The sequence below is a fragment of the Streptomyces sp. NPDC051105 genome (genome assembly GCF_040682795.1).
Classification (GTDB): Bacteria; Actinomycetota; Actinomycetes; order Streptomycetales; family Streptomycetaceae; genus Streptomyces.
Genome location: NZ_JBFBBR010000008.1, coordinates 223,018 through 243,189 on the forward strand (window position 1 = coordinate 223,018; position 20,172 = coordinate 243,189).

The following is a 20,172-nucleotide window of genomic DNA, read 5'->3' on the forward strand; positions in this document are numbered from 1 at the left end:
GGTCACCCGGTGACCGGCTCGGCCGCCGCCACCGACACCGGGCGCGTCTCCGGCAGCAGCGCGAAGCACCCGAGGCTCAGCAGCGCGATCGCCGTCAGGTATGCCCCCACAGCCCACGGCACGCGCCCGCTGTGCTCCGCCAGCGCCGTCGCCACGATCGGCGTGAGCGCGCCCCCGAGGACCCCGCCGAGGTTGTAGCCGACGGCGGCGCCGGTGCAGCGCACCCGGGGCTCGTACAGCTCCGGCAGATAGGCGGCGACGACCGAGAAGACGGTGATGAAGGAGATCAGCGCGCCCGTGAACCCGAGGAACATCAGCAGGGGCTCACCGGTCGCCAGCAGCGCGACCATCGGGAACATCCACAGCGCCGAGGCCGTGCACCCCACCAGGCACAGCGGCCGCCGACCGTAGCGATCGCCGAGCAGGGCCATGACCGGCGTGAGCGAGCCCTTCACCACCACGGCGCCCATGATGCAGACGAGCATGACGGTACGGCTCACCCCGAGCCGGTCCGTCCCGTAAGCCAGCGACCAGGTGGTCACCGCGTAGAACACCGCGTACCCGACCGCGAGCGCCCCCGCCGTCAGCAGCACCAGCCGCCAGTGATGCCGTACGACCTCGGCGATCGGCACGCGCGCGTGGTCGTCGAGCTCCAGGAACCGGGGGCTCTCGGCGAGCGAGGAACGCAGCCACAACCCGCTCAGCGCCAGTGCTCCGGCCGCCCAGAACGGCACCCGCCAGCCCCACTGCGCGAACTCCGCTTGGGACAGTGACGCGGACAGGGCCAGCATCACGCCGTTGGCGAGCAGAAAGCCGACGGCCGGTCCGATCTGCGGAAAGCTCGACCACAGGGCGCGCCGCCCGGGCGGCGCGTGCTCCGCGGTCAGCAGCACCGCCCCGCCCCACTCGCCGCCGAGCCCCAGCCCCTGCAGGAAGCGGAGCACGAGCAGCAGTACGGGCGCGGCGACGCCGAGCGTGCCGAACGTCGGCAGACAGCCGACCGCGACCGTCGAGGCGCCGGTCAGCAGCAGGGACGCGACCAGGACCGGACGCCGGCCACGCCGGTCCCCGATGTGCCCGAACAGCACCGAGCCCAGCGGACGAGCCACGAACCCCACGCCGAACGTCCCGAACGCCGCCAGCGTCCCCGCCAGCGGCGAGAACGTCGGGAAGAACAACGGCCCCAGCACGAGCGCCGCGGCCGTGCCGTAGACGAAGAAGTCGTAGAACTCGATGGCGGTCCCGGCGAGCGATGCGGCCGCCAGCCGCAGCATCGAGGGAACCCTTACGGTGCGTACATCGTGCATGTCGCGTCAACTACCCACGGTGACCGTCCGTTACGGGGGCGCACGGCGCCCTTCGCGGGCGCCTCGGTGCACCGTGATAAACCGGTCTGAGCCGCGGTCCGCCCAGGGCCGCTCATCGTCTGAACGGACCGGAGGAAGCGTGCCCCGCACCCTGGCCAACGCCCCGATCATGATCCTCAACGGGCCCAACCTGAACCTGCTCGGCCAGCGTCAGCCCGATATCTACGGCTCCGACACGCTCGCCGACGTCGAGGCCCTCTGCGTCAAGGCCGCGGCCGCGCACGGCGGCACCGTGGACTTCCGCCAGTCCAACCACGAGGGCGAACTGGTCGACTGGATCCACGAGGCGCGCCTCCGCCACTGCGGGATCGTCATCAACCCGGGTGCCTACTCGCACACCTCGGTCGCCCTCCTGGATGCCCTCAACACCTGTGACGGGATGCCTGTGTTGGAGGTCCACATCTCCAACATCCACAAGCGCGAGTCGTTCCGGCACCACTCCTATGTCTCCCTGCGTGCCGACGGCGTGATCGCCGGATGCGGTGTGCAGGGCTATGTGTTCGGCGTGGAGCGGGTGGCGGCGCTGGTCGGCGCCGCCACTGCCGACGCCTGACCCCTCAGAGGCGTCCGGCCTCCACGATCCGCCGCAGGAAGCGCCGGGTGCGTTCCTGCTGCGGGTCGCCGAACACCTGCTCGGCGGTGCCCCGTTCGAGTACGACGCCGCCGTCGAGGAAGCAGATCTGGTCGGCGACGTCCCGGGCGAAGCCCATCTCGTGCGTCGCCAGCACCATGGTCATGCCCTCGTCCTTGAGGCCGCGTACCACGGTGAGCACCTCGCCGACCAACTCCGGGTCGAGGGCGGCGGTGATCTCGTCGAGGAGCAGCAGACGGGGCCGAACCGCGAGGGCGCGCACGATCGCCGCCCGCTGCTGCTGACCGCCGCTCAGCCGGTCGGGGTAGGCGGCCGCCTTGTCACCCAGGCCGAGGCGCTCGAGCAGCTCCCTGGCCCGTTCCTCGGCCTCCGCGCGGGAGACGCCGTGCACCCGGCGCGGCGCCAGGGTGATGTTCTCCAGCACGGTCATGTGCGGGAAGAGGTTGTACGCCTGGAAGACGACGCCGATCCGTCGGCGCACCGCGTCCTGGTCCGTGCGCGGGTCGGTGATCTCCTCGCCGTCCAGCCAGATCGCGCCGTCGTCGATCTCCTCGAGGAGGTTGGCGCAGCGCAGCAGCGTCGACTTGCCGGACCCGGACGCGCCGATCAGCGCGGTCACCGTGTGCGGGGCGACCGCCAGGTCCACGTCCCGCAGGACCACCGAGCCGCCGAAGGTCTTACGGACGGACTCCATGCGCAGGACAGGTGCGTCGCTCATATGGATCCTCCCTGGGCCCGCTGCCGGTCCATCCTGGCCGTCACCCAGTCCGTGAAACGGGTCATCGGGATGGTCAGGGCCACGAAAACCAGCCCGGCGACGATGTAGGGCGTGTAGTTGAGGCTGCGGCCCACGATGATGTCCGCCGCGCGTACAGCGTCGATCGCACCGCCGATCGACACCAGACCGGTGTCCTTCTGGAGCGACACCAGGTCGTTCAGCAGCGGTGGCACCTGACGCCGTACCGCCTGCGGAAGCACGACGTAGCGCAGGGCCTGCCGGTTGGTCAGGCCGAGCGAGCGGGCCGCCGCGCGCTGCGAGGGGTGGACCGACTCGATGCCGGCGCGGAACACCTCGGCGACATACGCGGAGTACGTCAGCGTCAGCGCCGTACCGCCCAGCAGCACCGGGTCGACCGTCACACCCTGGAGCCGCAGCGCCGGGACGCCCAGGACCACGATCATCAGGTTGATGATCAGCGGCAGCCCGCGGAAGAAGTCGGTGTACGCCGCCGCGAGCGCCCGCAGCGGGAAGAACACCGGCCCGCGCAGCGTGCGCGCGATGGCGATCAGCATGCCGAGGACCAGTACGGCGGCACCGCAGACGACCAGCAGCCGGACGTTCAGCCACAGTCCTTCGAGGACCTTCGGAAACGCCTCGCGCGCGTACCGCCCGTTGAAGAACGTCTCCTTGGTACGCGGCCAGCCGGGCGCGCTCACGACGACCAGATAGAGCACGGCCGCCGTGACCAGCGTCGAGAGCGCGGCGATCGCGGTGGCGCGGCGGGCCCGGGCACGCCGGTAGCGCTCCCGCTCCAGCCGCCGTCCGGACGGCGTGTAGTCGTCGTCCCCGCGCTCGGACATGCCGCTCGCGCCGTCCGCGCCCTCCCTGCCTGCCCTGTCCTTGGTGACGGTCACTTGAGCACCGGGGCGTCGACGGCGTCGGAGAGCCACTGCTGCTCGATCTTCGCCAGGGTGCCGTCCTTGCGCAGCGCGTCGACGGCGTTCGTGACGCACGAGGTGAGCGCGCTGCCCTTGTCGAGGACCAGGCCAAACTGCTCGGGCGTGCCACCCTGGTTCTCGAACTGGCCCACGATCTTCGCGTTGGTCACCTCGGCCGAGGTGATGTAGAAGGCGGTCGGCAGGTCGACCACGATCGCGTCCACCTGGCCGTTCTTCAACGCCGACTTGGCCTGGTCGTTCTTGGCGTACACGGCGGCCTGCTGCGACGGCTTCACCACGTCGGTGATGTAGTTCAGGCTGGTGGTGCCGACCTGGGCGCCCAGCTTCAGCCCCTTCAGATCCGCGATGGTGGTCGCCTTCGCGGCCTTGCTGCCCTTCAGCGCGATGACCGCCTGGCGCACGTCGTAGTAACCCGACGAGAAGTCCACGGCCTTCTTGCGCTCGGCGCTGATGGACACCTGGTTGATGTCGAAGTCGAAGGTCTTCACCCCGGGCGCGAACGCCTTGTTGAACGGCACGCTCTGCCAGACGACCGCACTCTTGTCGTACCCCAGCTGCTTCGCCACGGCGTACGCGACCGCCGACTCGAAGCCCTCGCCGTTGGCCGGCTTGTCGTCCTTGAACCAGGGCTCGTACGCCGGTTCGTCCGTCGCGATCGTCAGCTTGCCGGATGTCTGGGTGGCCAACTTGCCCTTGGCGCAGGTGGTTCCGGCCGACGAGGAGGAACCGCCGGAGGCCTTGTCGTCCGGCTGCGGAGCACAGCCGACAGCGGTGGCGAGCAGGGCTATGGTGGCGGCGGCGACAGCGCGGCGCAGTGCGTTCGGGGCAGGGTGCATGGCGGGAGAGTGACAGCGAAGGCCGCGTTTGTCCAGGTCAAGAGGGTATTTGTCCGCATACTGGGAACCGGTGTTGCGGTCTTGTGAACGTTGCCTGCTGCGGGTTGCGAGGTGGTCACGCCGGGGCCGCCGGTCGAGGGCGGGGAATGGTGACCGGCGGCCCGTACCGCGCAGGAGCCGTCATCCTGTGCGGGGCTGTCACCAGTTGACCGTGCCACGACGCGCGCGGGGAGCGTGCGCTGGACTCCGGCGCGTGCGAACTGTTCACACGGGGCGTGCGAGGAGTACGCGCGGGGCGTGTGAGGTCGTGCACGCGGGGCGCGAGTTGAGGGGCGTGCGCCGGACGAGTTGAGCTTCGTGCGCCGGCCCGCGCGCTCGCACGGCTCATCCGGACGGCTCGCGCCCACCGCGGACGTGCGCCTGGCGCTCACCACGCGCACGCGCGCCCTGCTCACCACCCCACACGTGCCTCCGCGCTCACCACCCGCGCGCGTGCCACTCCGGCAGGTGCGGGCGCTCGGTGCCCAGCGTGGTGTCGTTGCCGTGCCCCGGGTACACCCAGGTCTCGTCCGGCAGCACGTCGAAGATCTTGGTCTCGACGTCGCGGATCAGGCTGGCGAAGGCCTTGGGGTCCTTGCGCGTGTTGCCGACCCCGCCAGGGAAGAGACAGTCCCCGGTGAAGACGTGCGGATGGCCGTGCGGGTCGTCGTAGACCAGGGCGATGGAGCCGGGGGTGTGGCCGACCAGGTGCCGGGCGGTCAGTTCGACCTGGCCGACCCGGATGACGTCGCCGTCGTCGACGGCGACGTCGGTGGTGACCGGGATGCCGGAGGCGTCCTCGCGGCCCGCGTATGTCCGTGCGCCGGTGGCGGCGACGACCTCGGCCAGCGCCTGCCAGTGGTCGCCGTGCTGGTGCGTGGTGACGACGGACGCGATGCCGTCGCCACCGATCATGCCCAGGAGTGTCTCCGCGTCGTTGGCCGCGTCGATCAGCAGTTGCTCGTCCGTGGCGCGGCAGCGCAGCAGATAGGCGTTGTTGTCCATGGGCCCGACCGCGATCTTGGTGATCATCAGGTCCTTGAGCTCGTGCACGTCCGCCGGACCGCCGACCGTCACCTCTCCGCTGTACGTCATGACGGTCAGCCTATAGCGGGGAGTGGCCGGTGAGGTGCCGTGCGCTACAGCGGCGGAAGCGCTGGCAGGGGGCCGCCCCGCACCGTCAGGGCCGAGCCGTCACGGCGGCCGGCGAGCCAGCCGAGCAGATCCGCGGCGCTTCCTTCGACGCCGACCGGGCTTCCGGGGGCGCCACCGCCGGTCGTCCAGACGCGGCCGCCGTCGGTGCGCAGTGCGGTGGATGGGATCTCCCGGTGGCCGCCGAAGCGATCCGCGAGAAAGCCGATCTCCCGCTCCGTGAACTCCTCCGGGAGATCCTCCAGCTCGTACCCGATCCCCAGGTCGACGTGGTGCAGCTCGACCTCGCCCCAGCGCCGGAACGGCACCCGCGCCGCCGCGTCGGTGACCCCATTGCGCAACTCCACCGTGCGCGTCCAGTCCGCGGGCTCGGCCCCTCTGGCCCGGAAGCGGGCGTCGCTCTCACGCAGGTCGGTGAGCTGGGCGTCGAGCGGGCGCGGGGCGTCCCGCTCGATGTCGGCGTCCCGGGCCTCGCCGGAGACGTACATAGGACGTCCGTCGAGGACGTTCGTGAGCGCGTCCGCGTTGCGGGCGAGGTGGGCCAGGACGTGGCCGACCGTCCAGCCGGGCAGCCGTGACGGTCGCGTCACGGACGCGTTGTCCAGTTTGGCGACTGCGGTGAGGAGCCGGTCCGTCGCCTCCTGTACAGACGCCAGGTCATGAGCGTGATCAATCATGGAGCTGACGGTAGCCCCGCCACACCTTCGGGTGAAGGTTTCGCGCTAGGTCCGTAAATCGAATGCGCGTGCTATATCGTCGATGGTGGCGTCGGGCATGCTGGATGGTCCGGGATTGTTTACGCATCCAGGAATCCGAACCGGCGTTGTCAGTGGCTCCCCCTAGTCTGAAGAAGCACGGGGCTCTGCCCCTGTCACTTCTCTCAAGAAAGGTGCGGACCGGCTGTGGCCGACCGTCTCATCGTCCGTGGCGCGCGCGAGCACAATCTGAAGAATGTCTCGCTCGACCTGCCTCGTGACTCGCTCATCGTCTTCACGGGGCTGTCCGGGTCGGGCAAGTCCTCCCTGGCCTTCGACACGATCTTCGCCGAGGGCCAGCGGCGCTACGTGGAGTCGCTCTCCTCGTACGCCCGCCAGTTCCTCGGGCAGATGGACAAGCCGGACGTGGACTTCATCGAGGGTCTGTCCCCGGCGGTGTCCATCGACCAGAAGTCGACCTCGCGCAACCCGCGCTCGACGGTCGGCACCATCACCGAGGTCTACGACTACCTGCGTCTGCTCTTCGCGCGCATCGGCAAGCCGCACTGCCCCGAGTGCGGCCGACCGATCTCCCGCCAGTCGCCGCAGGCCATCGTGGACAAGGTCCTGGAGCTGCCGGAGGGGAGCCGCTTCCAGGTGCTCTCGCCGCTGGTGCGCGAGCGCAAGGGCGAGTTCGTCGACCTCTTCGCCGACCTCCAGACCAAGGGTTACTCCCGCGCGCGCGTGGACGGCGAGACCGTCCAGCTCTCCGAGCCGCCGACCCTGAAGAAGCAGGAGAAGCACACCATCGAGGTGGTCGTCGACCGTCTCACGGTGAAGGACACCGCCAAGCGCCGCCTCACCGACTCCGTGGAGACCGCGCTCGGTCTGTCCGGCGGCATGGTCGTGCTCGACTTCGTCGACCTCCCCCAGGACGACCCCGAGCGCGAGCGCATGTACTCGGAGCACCTGTACTGCCCGTACGACGACCTGTCCTTCGAGGAGCTGGAGCCCCGCTCCTTCTCCTTCAACTCGCCCTTCGGCGCCTGCCCCGAGTGCACCGGCATCGGCACCCGCATGGAGGTCGACCCGGAGCTGATCGTCCCGGACGAGGACAAGTCCCTCGACGAGGGCGCCATCCACCCGTGGTCGCACGGGCACACCAAGGACTACTTCGGCCGTCTGATCGGCGCCCTCGCGGACGCGCTGGGCTTCCGCACCGACATCCCCTTCGCCGGCCTGCCGCAACGCGCCAAGAAGGCCCTGCTCTACGGCCACAAGACGCAGATCGAGGTCCGATACCGCAACCGCTACGGCCGTGAGCGCGTGTACACCACGCCCTTCGAGGGCGCGGTGCCCTTCGTCAAGCGTCGGCACAGCGAGGCCGAGAGCGACGCCAGCCGCGAGCGCTTCGAGGGCTACATGCGCGAGGTGCCCTGCCCGACCTGTCAGGGCACGCGCCTGAAGCCGATCGTCCTCGCCGTCACGATCATGGACAAGTCGATCGCCGAGGTCTCGGCGATGTCCATCAGCGACTGCGCGGAGTTCCTGGGCGAGCTCAAGCTCAACGCCCGCGACAAGAAGATCGCCGAGCGCGTGCTGAAGGAGGTCAACGAGCGGCTGCGGTTCCTGGTCGACGTCGGCCTGGACTACCTCTCGCTGAACCGCGCGGCCGGCACCCTCTCGGGCGGCGAGGCCCAGCGCATCCGCCTGGCCACCCAGATCGGCTCCGGTCTCGTCGGCGTCCTGTACGTCCTGGACGAGCCGTCGATCGGTCTGCACCAGCGTGACAACCACCGGCTGATCGAGACTCTGGTCCGGCTCCGCGACATGGGCAACACGCTCATCGTCGTCGAGCACGACGAGGACACCATCAAGGTCGCCGACTGGGTCGTCGACATCGGCCCCGGTGCCGGCGAGCACGGCGGCAAGGTCGTGCACAGCGGCTCCCTCAAGGGACTGCTCGCCAACGAGGAGTCGCAGACCGGCCAGTACCTGTCCGGCAAGAAGGCGATCCCGCTGCCCGACATCCGCCGCCCGCAGGACCCCAGCCGTCGGCTCACGGTGCACGGCGCCCGCGAGAACAACCTCCAGGACATCGACGTGTCCTTCCCGCTGGGCGTGTTCACGGCCGTCACGGGCGTGTCCGGCTCCGGCAAGTCGACGCTGGTCAACGACATCCTGTACACGCACCTGGCCCGCGAGCTGAACGGCGCGCGGAACGTCCCCGGCAGACACACGCGCGTGGACGGCGACGACCTCGTCGACAAGGTCGTGCACGTCGACCAGTCGCCCATCGGCCGCACCCCGCGATCGAATCCGGCGACGTACACCGGTGTCTTCGACCACGTCCGCAAGCTGTTCGCCGAGACCACCGAGGCGAAGGTCCGCGGCTACCTGCCGGGCCGCTTCTCCTTCAACGTCAAGGGCGGCCGCTGCGAGAACTGCGCGGGCGACGGCACCATCAAGATCGAGATGAACTTCCTCCCGGACGTCTACGTCCCGTGCGAGGTCTGCCACGGAGCCCGGTACAACCGGGAGACGCTGGAGGTCCACTACAAGGGCAAGTCCATCTCCGAGGTCCTGAACATGCCCATCGAAGAAGCCATGCACTTCTTCGAGGCCGTCCCGGCGATCAACCGCCACCTCACGACGCTGCACGACGTCGGTCTCGGCTACGTCCGCCTCGGCCAGTCCGCGACCACGCTGTCCGGCGGTGAGGCGCAGCGCGTGAAGCTCGCCAGCGAGCTGCAGAAGCGCTCCACCGGGCGCACCGTCTATGTCCTGGACGAGCCGACCACCGGTCTGCACTTCGAGGACATCAGCAAGCTGCTGAAGGTCCTCGCCGGCCTCGTGGACAAGGGCAACACGGTCATCGTCATCGAGCACAACCTCGATGTGATCAAGACCGCGGACTGGGTCGTCGACATGGGTCCGGAAGGCGGTGCCGGCGGTGGCCTCGTCGTCGCGGAGGGGACGCCCGAGGAGGTCGCCGCGGTCCCCGCCAGCCACACCGGCAAGTTCCTGCGCGAGATCCTCGGCGCCGATCGCATCAGCGACGCCAGCTCGGTGAAGGCGCCGCGCAAGGCGGCGGCGAAGAAGACGGTCGCGGCCAAGTCGACGGCGAAGAAGACGGCGACCGCCACGACCGCCAACAACACGCCCACGAAGAAGGCGGCCGGGGCCACGAGGAAGACGACGCCCGCGAAGAAGACGACGCGGGCCCGCAAGGCCTGAGGCCCCCGGGCAACCGGCTCGGACAAATCCAGAAAAGTGGGGGGGGCCCCCCCGGAGCACCCCCCCCGGGCCGCCCGGGCGCCAAACCAAACCCCCCACCTCCCCCCCCCCCCCCACCCAAAAAAAAAAAAAACGGGGGCGCGCCCGGCGACCCGCCCCGGGGGCCCGCCGCTCGTTCCATCATCAGCCGCCCGATCCCCGCGGCGACGACGAACCTTGACTCATCAACAGCGGATTCAGCGGTAGCGACGAATCGGCGACGGAGAGCCGAACGTCCCTTACAGCGCCCCGAGTTCGGAGGCGTACGGCGGCTCCGCACCCGCCCGGGAGCAGGTGATCGCGGCTGCCCGCGCCGCGAATCGCAGCAGCTCCGTCCAGCCGTCGGCGCCCAGTCCCGCGAGTGCCTCGGCAGACAGGGCGTTCTGGGTGCCCAGTCCATGCAGCAGAGCCGCGTTCACGGTGTCGCCGGCGCCGATCGTGTCCACGACGTCGACCTCCTCACCGGGGACGGCGTAGACGGTGCCGTCGGGGGTGAAGGCACTGAGACCGTCACCACCGTGGGTGATCACGACTGCGGAGGGGCCCGACGCCAGCCATTCGCGCGGGGTGCCGCCCAGCCACAGCGCGTCCTCCTCCGAGAGCTTGAGGAGGGTCACCGAGGGCAGCCAGCTCTTGAAGCGCGCCCGGTAGGCGTCCGGGTCCGTGATCAGGCCAGCCCGGATGTTCGGGTCGAGGGCGGTGAACAGACCCTGTCCGGCCGCACCGCGCATCAGCTCCTCGTAGGCGCTCGCCCCCGGTTCCAGGGCGAGCGAGAGCGTGCCGAAGGAGACGGCACGGGTCGTGTCGGGAAGGCCGGCGGGGGCGGTGAACAGGCGGTCGGCGGTGCCGTCGACATAGAAGGAGTAGGAGGCCGAGCCCTGCGCGTCGATCGTGGCGGCCGCGAGGGTGGTCGGTTCCGGGCCGCGCTCCACGAGGGAGACATCGACACCCGCGCGCCGCAGCCCGTCCAGCAGGGCCTCGCCGAAGCCGTCGGACGAGGTGCGGGAGCAGAACGCGGTGGGGGAGCCGAGGCGGCCGAGGGCCACCGCCGTGTTGTACGGGCCGCCGCCGAGCGCCGGCTGCAGGGGCGCGAGGGCGCCCGTGCCCTGCGGTACCAGGTCGATCAGTGCCTCACCGGCGACGACGATCACGAGAGGGTTCCTTCCTCGGGGTACTCGGAATGCTGGTGGTGCCCGGACCGCGAGACCTGCTGGGAGCGTGCGGAGCGCGGCCGCGCTGCCCGTACCGACCGGGGCCGCCCGGTCGCCGCCCCGCCGTCCTCCTCCTGGCAGCCGCACGACGTCCGGTGCACAAAGGTGCACGGAAGCCGTACGGTCCTGGCGGGCCGGTCGGGTGCGGCCAGCCGTTCGAGGAGCACCCGGACCGCCTCGGCGCCGATCTCCCTGCTGGGCTGGGCGACGGCGGTGAGGCGGGGCGAGAACACATCGGCCCAGGCGAAGTCGTCGAAGCAGACCAGGGCGATGTCGTCCGGCACGGAGAGGCCCTGTGCGCGCAGGGCGCGCAGCGCGCCGATGGTCATCGCGTTGTTGGCGGTGACAAGAGCCGTGGGCGGCACGGTGAGCGACATCAGAGCCGCGGTGGCCCGCTCGGCTCCCGCGGACTCGGAGTGGCCGGGGACGACCAGACCTTCGTCGAGGGGCAGCCCGGCGGTGGCGAGCCCCTGCCGGTAGCCGATGATCCGTTCGCCGGTGGTGCTGAGCCCGGGAAGCCCCGCGACCAGGCCGATCCGGCGATGACCGAGACCGGCGAGGTGGGTGACGAGCCGGGCCGTCGGCTCGGTGTTCTCGGCGCAGACCTGGTCGAAGTGCGGCGCGGTGTCCGCGCGACCGTCGATCACCCGGTCGAGGAGCACGGTCGGCACGGCGTGCCGGTCGAGGTAGGCGAGGAGCGCGCGCGGGTCGGCGGAGGGGGCGACGATCATGCCGTCGACGCGGCGCTCGTGCAGAAGCTGGACGACCTTGCGTTCGTGCTCGGGATCGTCGTGCGGGTCGGCGATGAGCAGGCTGTAGCCGTGCTCCAGGGCAGCGGCCTCGACGCCTTGGAGAATCTCTGTGAAGTAGGGGTTGCTGATCGCCGACACCGCGAGCCCGATGGAGCGGGTGCGGGAGGTCACCAGGGAGCGGGCGAGGGTATTGGGCGTGTATCCCAGTTCCTCGATGGCGTCGAGCACCGCCTGACGGGTGTGGGGCAGCACCGGACGCGTCTCGTTCAGCACATGGGAGACGGTCGCCACGGAGACACCGGCACTTCGGGCGACGTCGGCCATGGTGGGCACAGGGCTCACCTCCTTCGCGTCCCGCCCTTGGGGCAAGGCTCATCCGTTCCCTCGCGCTGCTCCCTCGCGGGCTGCCTCGGGCGTTGGGCCTCGGCCGGGAAGTTACCCCATCCGAAACCGCTGCGTAAACGCTTACGCAAGCGTTTACGTCCGATCGTGTGAACTCTCCCCGGCCATGTCCTCGCCTCCTCCGCCCGGCCTGTCGGCTGCGCTGGTCGATCCGACCTCAGTCCTCAGCCCGCACCAACGTCGACCCGTCGCGTCTACCGTCGGCCCGATTGCCCCCACCCCCCACTCCCCACCTCCCCACCCCCCACTCCCCACCCACCCCGAAGCGGGACGATCCGCCCAGGTATCGTCGCCCTGCCTTACCCCCACAATCCCTGCCCGCCAGCCTTCGCCCGCACCGCACCGCACCACCCTGCCTGGAGCCCCTCATGCCCGCCGCTCGTCCCTCAGCCAGCCGCCGTACCGTCCTGCGTGGGGCCGCGGTCACACCGGTCGCCGGGCTCGGGCTGGCCGCCTGTTCGGCTCCCGGCGGCGGAGCCCCGGCGGACGCGACGCCGACCGCACCGGTCGATCTCGGGACCGAGAGCGAGGTCGCCAAGGGTGGCGCGAAGCTCTACCGGGAGCACAACGTCGTCGTCAGCCGCTCCGCCGATGGCGCACTGAAGGCGTACAGCACGGTCTGCACGCACGCGGGGTGCCCGATCAACAAACTCCAGGGCACGACGCTGGTCTGCCCCTGCCACGGCAGCGAGTTCGACGCGGTCACCGGAAAGGTGGTCCGGTCGCCGGCCACCGAGCCGTTGAACGAGCTGCCGGTCAAGGCCGCGAACGGGCGGATCGTGGCGGGGCCGGGAGCCTGATCCATGGAGGCCGGTTCAGCCTCGGGTCATTCCCAGTCCCAGCTGATCCCGAGCAGGCCTGGCCGTACTCGGGGCTCGACCAGGTGGACGGAGCGGTGCAGTCCGCTCAGCGGGAGGGCCTGCCGGCCGCTGCGCGGGGCCGCCGCGGAGTGCTGGGCGAACCGGTGGCAGCGCGTCGGCAGTACGTCGGCGGCGAAACGCACCTGGAGGGTGTACTGGCCGCCGGGAAAGCCGAAGTCACGGACGTACTCGCGGGAGACACCGGCCGTGCCGTCCTCCACGGCGTAGCGGAAGAGAAAGGTGTCGCCGGAGCGCAGGCGGGTGCCGAAAAGGAGCTCGGCGACGAGCAGGCCGGTCTCCGGGTCCGAACGGATCCGTCCGGTGCGGCAGTTCTCCAGGGCGCGCACGGTCATGTGCTGCGGGGCGCAGCCGGGGTCACCGTGGTGGACGGCCACGAAGCGGTCGACGCCGTCCCGGTGGGCGCGCACGATGTGCTGCGATTCACGGGCGGCCAGTTCGCGGAGGGCGCCGATCCGCACGCGCTCGTGGTGTCCCAGGGTGTGCAGACCGCCGTCGAGGGACCAGCCGAGTTCGGCCTGCAGATGGTCCAGGACGTCGGAGGCCTCGATCAGGGAGCGGTAGGAGCGGGCGGCGGGGCGGCGTACGGCAGGGTCCTGGTCGGTATCGGCGAGCAGCCGGATCAGAGACTCCTCCGGGAGCTGGAGTATCTCCTCCAGCGCGCGCACGGCCCGCAGCGACTCCGGGCGCTGCGGGCGGCGGGCCCCCTGCTGCCAGTAACTCAGGCTGGTGACACCCACTTTGACCCCGTAGCGCGACAGATGGTGCTGCACGCGCTGGAGCGGCAGCCCGCGGGCGGCGATCGCGGCGCGCAGGGCCACATGGAAGGGGCCGCCGCGCAGGGCCGAGTCCAGTTCCGCGGTGGCGACGTCCGCGTGCTGTGTGCCGTGCCGCATGCAGAGGGGCCTTTCTCTTGGGGGGTTCACAACGGCTGGTCAGGCCGTTGGCGCGGGTCCGGGGCCACCCCGTCGGCGTCGGGGCGGCCGCACCTGGGTACGCCGCGTCCGCAGGCCGCTGCTCACGGCCCCGAGTTCCCCCGCATTGAAGCGTGTTGACCAATCCCCGACAACACCTTCGGCCGGCCGAAGGCGCCCACCTGGCCGAGGCGCGACCCCGTCGCCGGAAGGACCGGGCGGGGGAGAGGGCGCCGTGGTCGTCCACGAGATCGAAGCCCGTTCGCGCGCAGGGCGCCTTTTTGGGGAGGAAGCCGGGCAAGGTCCATGCAAGGTCCATTGCGATCGGCTCAGCGGTTCCGCGCCGGTCACGGGGCGGTTCCGTGTCGTCGGAGTGCCGGAACGGCTCACGATGCCACCGACGTGGCCGATTCCGAGATCCGCTTCTGGCGCGGGCGGACGGGGCCTGACCGCGCCCCCCCGGAGCGCGAGGTTCTCGCTCCGACGCCGGAGTGCGGCGCGGGGAGGGGGGCTGTGCGGCGGGGCGTGGTGACGGGGCTGAGTCGTGACGGGGCTGCGCGGCCGCCTCGGCAGATGCTGCCGTCGAATCCATCGAATCCATCGAATCCATCGAATCCGTCGAATCCGTCGAATCCGCCGGGTCCGTCGAATCCGCCGGGTCCGCCGGGTCCGCTTGGTGCCGCTGGTCTCGCGTGCCGGGACACCTGTGGTGCGCGGCCCCCGGCCAGTGCGCCGCCCCTGGACGCCCCAGGAGCCGCCCGGCCCTGTCAGCCCACCGTCCCCGGACGCACCGATGCCCTCTGACGTGTCGGCCGGCTTCCCCAGATGCTCCGATGTCCCTCTGCCCGGCACCTCCCCCCGCGTCCCCCGGGACCTCTCTTCGCCCAGCGTTCCCGCACACCCCGCGAGCCCGTTCCTTTCCGTAGTCCCGCTGGCCCCGCCGCCCTCGTCGCCCCCGTCGGGGTTGTCCACAGGCTCGTCGCGGTGTCGGTGTGCGCCAGTAGGGTGTGAGACATGGCCGACCCCTCCAGCTACCGCCCCAAGCCGGGACAGATCCCGGACTCTCCCGGGGTGTACAGGTTCCGTGACGAGCACCGCCGGGTGATCTACGTCGGAAAGGCGAAGAGCCTGCGCCAGCGCCTGGCGAACTACTTCCAGGACCTGACGAGCCTGCACCCCCGCACCCGGACGATGGTCACCACCGCCGCGTCCGTGGAGTGGACCGTGGTGTCCACGGAGGTCGAGGCCCTCCAGCTGGAGTACTCCTGGATCAAGGAGTACGACCCCCGGTTCAACGTCAAGTACCGCGACGACAAGAGCTACCCGTACCTCGCGGTGACGATGAACGAGGAGTTCCCGCGGGTCCAGGTGATGCGCGGTCACAAGAAGAAGGGTGTTCGCTACTTCGGGCCGTACGGCCACGCGTGGGCGATCCGGGACACCGTCGACCTGCTGCTGCGCGTGTTCCCGGTGCGCACCTGCTCCGCCGGGGTGTTCAAGAACGCCACCCGCACCGGCCGCCCCTGCCTGCTCGGCTACATCGGTAAGTGCTCCGCTCCCTGCGTCGACCGGATCTCCCCGGAGGAACACCGCGAACTGGCCGAGGAGTTCTGCGACTTCATGGCCGGCCGCACCGGCACTTACCTCCACCGTCTGGAGAAGCAGATGATGGAGGCCGCCGAGGAGATGGAGTACGAGCGGGCGGCCCGCCTGCGTGACGACATCGAGGCCCTGAAGAAGGCCTTGGAGAAGAACGCGGTCGTGCTCGCCGACGCGACCGACGCCGACCTGATCGCCGTCGCCGAGGACGAGCTGGAGGCGGCCGTCCAGATCTTCCATGTGCGCGGGGGCCGCGTGCGCGGTCAGCGCGGCTGGGTGACGGACAAGGTGGAGGACGTCACCACCGGAGCGCTCGTCGAGCACGCCCTCCAGCAGCTCTACGGCGAGGAGAGCGGGGACGCCGTCCCCAAGGAGGTACTGGTCCCGGCGCTGCCCGAGCCGGTCGAGCCGGTCCAGGAGTGGCTCACCGGCCGCCGCGGGTCGAATGTCTCGCTGCGCATTCCGCAGCGCGGCGACAAGAAGGCCCTGATGGAGACCGTGCAGCGCAATGCCCTGCAGGCGCTCGGTCTGCACAAGACGAAGCGCGCCTCCGACCTCACCACCCGCTCCCGGGCGCTGGAGGAGATCGCCGACGCCCTGGACCTGGACAGCGCCCCGCTGCGTATCGAGTGCTACGACATCTCGCACCTCCAGGGCGACGACGTCGTGGCCTCCATGGTCGTCTTCGAGGACGGCCTGCAGCGCAAGAGCGAGTACCGCCGCTTTCAGATCAAGGGCTTCGCCGGCCAGGACGACGTGCGTTCCATGCACGAGGTGATCACCCGCCGCTTCCGCCGCTACCTCGCCGAGAAGGAGAGGACCGGTGAGTGGGCGGAGGAAGACGGCACGGAAAGCCCCCTCACAGACGCCGGCGCCCTCACAGCCGTCGGCACACCCACGGCCGCCAATGCGCCAACAGCCACCGGCGCCGGCGCCCTCACAGTCCCCGGCGCATCCACGGCCCCCGGCGCATCCACGGCCCCCGATACCCCCACGGCCGCGGACAGCGACACCGACACCGACAGCGACACCGACACCAGCCCGGTCAACGGTTTCAAGGACGACGACGGCCGTCCCAGGAAGTTCGCCTACCCACCCCAGCTCGTGGTCGTCGACGGCGGCCAGCCCCAGGTCGCGGCGGCCAAGCGGGCGCTCGACGAGCTGGGTATCGACGACATCGCCGTCTGCGGCCTCGCCAAGCGCCTCGAAGAGGTCTGGCTGCCCGAGGACGACGACCCCGTGGTCCTGCCCCGCACCAGCGAGGGTCTCTACCTGCTCCAGCGCGTCCGTGACGAGGCGCACCGCTTCGCCATCACCTACCAGCGCACCAAACGTGCCAAGCGCTTCCGCTCCAGCCCGCTGGACGACGTACCGGGCCTCGGTGAGACCCGCAAACAGGCGTTGATCAAGCATTTCGGCTCGGTGAAGAAGCTGCGGTCCGCCACAATCGAGCAGATCCAGGAGGTGCCCGGGATAGGCCGCAAGACGGCCGAGACCATCGCCGTGGCCCTCGCCCAGGCGGCCCCGGCCGCGCCTGCCGTGAACACGGCGACCGGAGAGATCATGGATGACAGGGAAGACGAGGCGCCCGAGACGACGGCGGACGCCTCGGGGGAGCCCGTACCCGCGGGCGCCCCGGACGATCGGGGGCAGGAGAGATGACCGAGCGCGACGCACAGCACACAGCCCGGCGAGATCCGGCGGTCAGCGACACGCAGGGTCCGCCCGAGGAAACGAACAACGAGGCGGGCCGGGATCAGCCGCAGGAAGCGGAAGCGGGCCAGGAAAACGGAGCAGAAGTGAGTACGGATGCGACTCCGGCCGGGGTGCCGGAGGCGGCCATCCCCGAGCTGGTGATCATCTCCGGCATGTCGGGAGCGGGCCGGTCGACGGCGGCGAAGTGCCTGGAGGACCTCGGCTGGTTCGTCGTCGACAACCTCCCGCCGGCCCTCATCCCCACCATGGTCGAGCTGGGCGCCCGCTCCCAGGGCAACGTGGCCCGGATCGCGGTCGTCGTCGACGTGCGCGGCCGGCGCTTCTTCGACAACCTGCGCGAGTCCCTCGCCGACCTCGACAGCCGGGGCGTCACCCGCCGGATCGTCTTCCTGGAGTCCTCGGACGACGCCCTGGTCCGCCGCTTCGAGTCGGTGCGCCGCCCGCACCCCCTCCAGGGCGACGGCCGGATCGTGGACGGCATCGCCGCCGAGCGCGAGCTGCTGCGCGAGCTGCGCGGCGACGCCGACCTGGTGATCGACACGTCCAGCCTCAACGTGCACGAGCTGCGCGCCAAGATGGACGCCCAGTTCGCCGGTGAGGAGGAGCCCGAGCTGCGGGCCACCGTGATGTCGTTCGGCTTCAAGTACGGCCTGCCGGTCGACGCCGACCTGGTCGCCGACATGCGCTTCCTGCCCAACCCGCACTGGGTGCCGGAGCTGCGCCCGTACACCGGCCTCAACGAGGAGGTGTCGGCGTACGTCTTCAACCAGCCGGGCGCCAAGGAGTTCCTCGACCGGTACGCCGAGCTACTGCGGCTGATCGCGACGGGATACCGGCGCGAGGGCAAGCGCTATGTGACCATCGCCATCGGCTGCACGGGTGGCAAGCACCGCTCGGTCGCCGTCTCCGAGAAACTCGCTGCCCGTCTGGCCGCCGAGGGAGTGGAGACCGTAGTCGTGCACCGGGACATGGGGCGCGAGTGACCGGACGCTCTCCACGGCTGGGCAGGCTGCGCCGGGCCGTGCCCGAGTCCCGCTCGGGCCGCCCCGTCGAGGCCCGCGGCGCCCGGCCGCGCCGGCGCGGTGCCCAGCCCAAGGTGGTCGCCCTGGGCGGCGGCATGGGCCTGTCCGCCTCGCTCGCCGCGCTGCGCCGGATCACCGGCGATCTCACCGCCGTCGTCACCGTGGCCGACGACGGCGGCTCCAGCGGGCGCCTCCGCGACGAACTCGGCGTGCTTCCTCCGGGTGATCTGCGCAAGGCCCTCGCCGCGCTGTGCGGTGACGACGACTGGGGCCAGACCTGGGCCCGGGTCATCCAGCACCGCTTCCAGTCCAAGGGCGACCTGCACGAGCACGCGGTCGGCAATCTGCTGATCGTCGCCCTGTGGGAACAGCTCGGCGACCACGTCCAGGCCCTGGACCTGGTCGGCAAGCTGCTCGGCGCGCACGGGCGGGTGCTGCCCATGTCCGCCGTGCCGCTGGAGCTCCAGGCCCTGGTCAAGGGGCATGACCCGGAGCGGCCGGAGGAGGTGGACATCGTCCGGGGGCAGGCCACGGTGGCGCTGACACCCGGCGAGGTGCAGTCCGTGCACCTGGTGCCGCACGACCCGCCGGCCGTGCCGGAGGCCGTAGCGGCGGTCCTGGACGCGGACTGGGTGGTGCTGGGCCCCGGGTCCTGGTTCTCCTCGGTGATCCCGCACCTGCTCGTCCCCGATCTCCTCGACGCGCTCACCGAGACCAAGGCCCGTAAGGTCCTGTCGCTGAACCTCGCACCGCAGCCGGGTGAAACCGAAGGCTTCTCTCCGCAGCGTCATTTGGAGGTTTTGGGCCGACACGCCCCTAAACTCGCCCTGGACGTGGTGCTGGCCGACGAGGCCGCCGTGCCCGACCGCGACTCGCTCACCGAAGCCGCCAAGCGGCTGGGAGCCGCGGTCGAGCTGGGCCCCGTGGCCCGGACCGACGGATCACCCCGGCATGATCCGGAGCTGTTGGCCGCCGCGTACGACCGTATTTTTCGGATGCATGGAAGGATCGGCCCATGGCGATGACGGCAGCGGTGAAGGACGAGATCTCCCGGCTACCCGTCACCCGGACCTGCTGCCGGAAGGCGGAGGTCTCCGCCATTCTGCGGTTCGCGGGCGGCCTCCACCTGGTGAGCGGGCGCATCGTGATCGAGGCGGAGCTGGACACCGCGATGGCGGCCCGGCGACTCAAGCGGGACATCCTGGAGATCTTCGGCCACAGTTCCGAGCTGATCGTGATGGCACCCGGCGGGTTGCGCCGCGGCTCGCGGTACGTGGTGCGGGTGGTCGCGGGCGGTGACCAGCTGGCCCGCCAGACCGGACTGGTGGACGGCCGCGGCCGCCCGATCCGGGGCCTGCCCCCGCAGGTCGTCTCCGGGGCGACCTGTGACGCGGAGGCGGCCTGGCGCGGCGCCTTCCTGGCGCACGGCTCGCTGACCGAGCCCGGCCGCTCGTCCTCCCTGGAGGTGACCTGCCCCGGCCCGGAGGCCGCGCTCGCCCTGGTCGGGGCGGCCCGCCGGCTGTCCATCGCCGCGAAGGCCCGCGAGGTGCGCGGGGTGGACCGGGTGGTCGTCCGGGACGGTGACGCGATCGGCGCCCTGCTGACCCGCCTCGGCGCGCACGAGTCCGTGCTGGCCTGGGAGGAGCGCCGGATGCGCCGCGAGGTGCGGGCCACCGCGAACCGGCTCGCCAACTTCGACGACGCCAATCTGCGCCGCTCCGCGCGCGCGGCCGTCGCCGCCGGAGCAAGGGTCCAGCGTGCCCTGGAGATCCTCGCCGACGAGGTACCCGAGCACCTCGCGGCGGCCGGCCGGCTGCGCATGGAGCACAAGCAGGCATCCCTGGAGGAGCTGGGCGCGCTCGCCGACCCGCCGCTCACCAAGGACGCCGTCGCGGGCCGGATCCGCCGGCTGCTGGCGATGGCCGACAAGCGCGCGTCCGATCTGGGCATCCCGGGCACCGAGGCCAACCTCAGTGAGGAACTGGCCGACAACCTCGCGGGCTGAGGCACCGTCAACACGCCGGTGCCGATGGCCACAACG

The 20,172-nt window shown here is 70.9% G+C and carries 16 protein-coding genes; 7 read left to right on the top strand and 9 right to left on the bottom strand.

Going from position 1 to position 20,172, the window contains the following annotated elements; all coding sequences use genetic code 11:
- Positions 1–2: 2 nt before the first annotated feature.
- A complete protein-coding gene (locus AB0N16_RS21470) occupies positions 3–1,307 on the bottom strand; it encodes an MFS transporter (RefSeq protein WP_365798940.1) in 1,305 nt (434 codons plus the stop codon).
- Between the two features lie 139 nt (positions 1,308–1,446).
- Between AB0N16_RS21470 and aroQ the strand changes: the two genes are divergently transcribed.
- Entirely contained in the window at positions 1,447–1,920 is a 474-nt protein-coding gene (gene aroQ, locus AB0N16_RS21475) for a type II 3-dehydroquinate dehydratase (RefSeq protein ID WP_365798942.1), read from the top strand.
- Between the two features lie 4 nt (positions 1,921–1,924).
- Here aroQ and AB0N16_RS21480 read toward each other — a convergent pair whose 3' ends face one another.
- The 5 genes from AB0N16_RS21480 to AB0N16_RS21500 form a co-directional block, all read right to left on the bottom strand.
- Complete coding sequence (locus AB0N16_RS21480) at positions 1,925–2,677, bottom strand: amino acid ABC transporter ATP-binding protein (protein WP_365798944.1); 753 nt, start codon at positions 2,675–2,677, stop codon at positions 1,925–1,927.
- Positions 2,674–3,594 carry an amino acid ABC transporter permease gene (locus tag AB0N16_RS21485; RefSeq protein ID WP_365798946.1) on the bottom strand — a complete coding sequence of 307 codons (921 nt, stop codon included), beginning with the start codon at positions 3,592–3,594 and terminating at the stop codon, positions 2,674–2,676. Before AB0N16_RS21485 ends, AB0N16_RS21480 begins: the two co-directional genes overlap by 4 nt.
- The gene (locus AB0N16_RS21490; protein WP_365798948.1) at positions 3,591–4,475 is read right to left on the bottom strand and encodes an ABC transporter substrate-binding protein; all 885 of its coding nucleotides are present in this window, start codon (positions 4,473–4,475) and stop codon (positions 3,591–3,593) included. Before AB0N16_RS21490 ends, AB0N16_RS21485 begins: the two co-directional genes overlap by 4 nt.
- Positions 4,476–4,952: 477 nt before the next feature.
- The gene (locus AB0N16_RS21495) at positions 4,953–5,609 is read right to left on the bottom strand and encodes an MBL fold metallo-hydrolase (protein ID WP_365798951.1); all 657 of its coding nucleotides are present in this window, start codon (positions 5,607–5,609) and stop codon (positions 4,953–4,955) included.
- Positions 5,610–5,653: 44 nt separating this feature from the next.
- Complete coding sequence (locus AB0N16_RS21500; RefSeq protein ID WP_365798953.1) at positions 5,654–6,343, bottom strand: maleylpyruvate isomerase family mycothiol-dependent enzyme; 690 nt, start codon at positions 6,341–6,343, stop codon at positions 5,654–5,656.
- 225 nt (positions 6,344–6,568) lie between these two features.
- Here AB0N16_RS21500 and uvrA point away from each other — a divergent pair, with 225 nt between their 5' ends.
- Positions 6,569–9,598, top strand: coding sequence for an excinuclease ABC subunit UvrA (gene uvrA, locus AB0N16_RS21505; RefSeq protein WP_365798955.1), 3,030 nt, complete (start codon positions 6,569–6,571; stop codon positions 9,596–9,598).
- Positions 9,599–9,876: 278 nt separating this feature from the next.
- On the opposite strand, the gene AB0N16_RS21510 is transcribed toward uvrA, so the two are convergent.
- Both AB0N16_RS21510 and AB0N16_RS21515 read right to left on the bottom strand, forming a co-directional pair.
- Entirely contained in the window at positions 9,877–10,788 is a 912-nt protein-coding gene (locus AB0N16_RS21510; RefSeq protein WP_365798957.1) for a carbohydrate kinase, read from the bottom strand.
- Positions 10,785–11,933, bottom strand: coding sequence for a LacI family DNA-binding transcriptional regulator (locus tag AB0N16_RS21515; protein ID WP_365798959.1), 1,149 nt, complete (start codon positions 11,931–11,933; stop codon positions 10,785–10,787). The genes AB0N16_RS21510 and AB0N16_RS21515 overlap by 4 nt, the downstream gene beginning before the upstream one ends.
- Before the next feature lie 437 nt (positions 11,934–12,370).
- Here AB0N16_RS21515 and AB0N16_RS21520 point away from each other — a divergent pair, with 437 nt between their 5' ends.
- Positions 12,371–12,802 carry a Rieske 2Fe-2S domain-containing protein gene (locus AB0N16_RS21520; protein WP_365798961.1) on the top strand — a complete coding sequence of 144 codons (432 nt, stop codon included), beginning with the start codon at positions 12,371–12,373 and terminating at the stop codon, positions 12,800–12,802.
- A 26-nt stretch (positions 12,803–12,828) separates the two neighbouring features.
- On the opposite strand, the gene AB0N16_RS21525 is transcribed toward AB0N16_RS21520, so the two are convergent.
- Positions 12,829–13,776, bottom strand: a complete 948-nt coding sequence (locus tag AB0N16_RS21525; RefSeq protein ID WP_365798963.1) for a hypothetical protein — start codon at positions 13,774–13,776, stop codon at positions 12,829–12,831.
- A 1,032-nt stretch (positions 13,777–14,808) separates the two neighbouring features.
- Between AB0N16_RS21525 and uvrC the strand changes: the two genes are divergently transcribed.
- From uvrC to whiA, 4 genes are read left to right on the top strand one after another with little or no spacing between them, the layout of a single operon-like run.
- Positions 14,809–17,055, top strand: a complete 2,247-nt coding sequence (gene uvrC / locus AB0N16_RS21530) for an excinuclease ABC subunit UvrC (protein WP_365798965.1) — start codon at positions 14,809–14,811, stop codon at positions 17,053–17,055.
- Positions 17,052–18,092 carry an RNase adapter RapZ gene (gene rapZ, locus AB0N16_RS21535; protein ID WP_365798967.1) on the top strand — a complete coding sequence of 347 codons (1,041 nt, stop codon included), beginning with the start codon at positions 17,052–17,054 and terminating at the stop codon, positions 18,090–18,092. The genes uvrC and rapZ overlap by 4 nt, the downstream gene beginning before the upstream one ends.
- Complete coding sequence (gene yvcK / locus AB0N16_RS21540) at positions 18,089–19,156, top strand: uridine diphosphate-N-acetylglucosamine-binding protein YvcK (RefSeq protein ID WP_365798969.1); 1,068 nt, start codon at positions 18,089–18,091, stop codon at positions 19,154–19,156. Before rapZ ends, yvcK begins: the two co-directional genes overlap by 4 nt.
- Positions 19,147–20,136: a DNA-binding protein WhiA gene (gene whiA / locus AB0N16_RS21545; RefSeq protein ID WP_089100932.1), complete on the top strand. Its 990-nt coding sequence runs from the start codon at positions 19,147–19,149 to the stop codon at positions 20,134–20,136. The genes yvcK and whiA overlap by 10 nt, the downstream gene beginning before the upstream one ends.
- Positions 20,137–20,172: the final 36 nt, after the last annotated feature.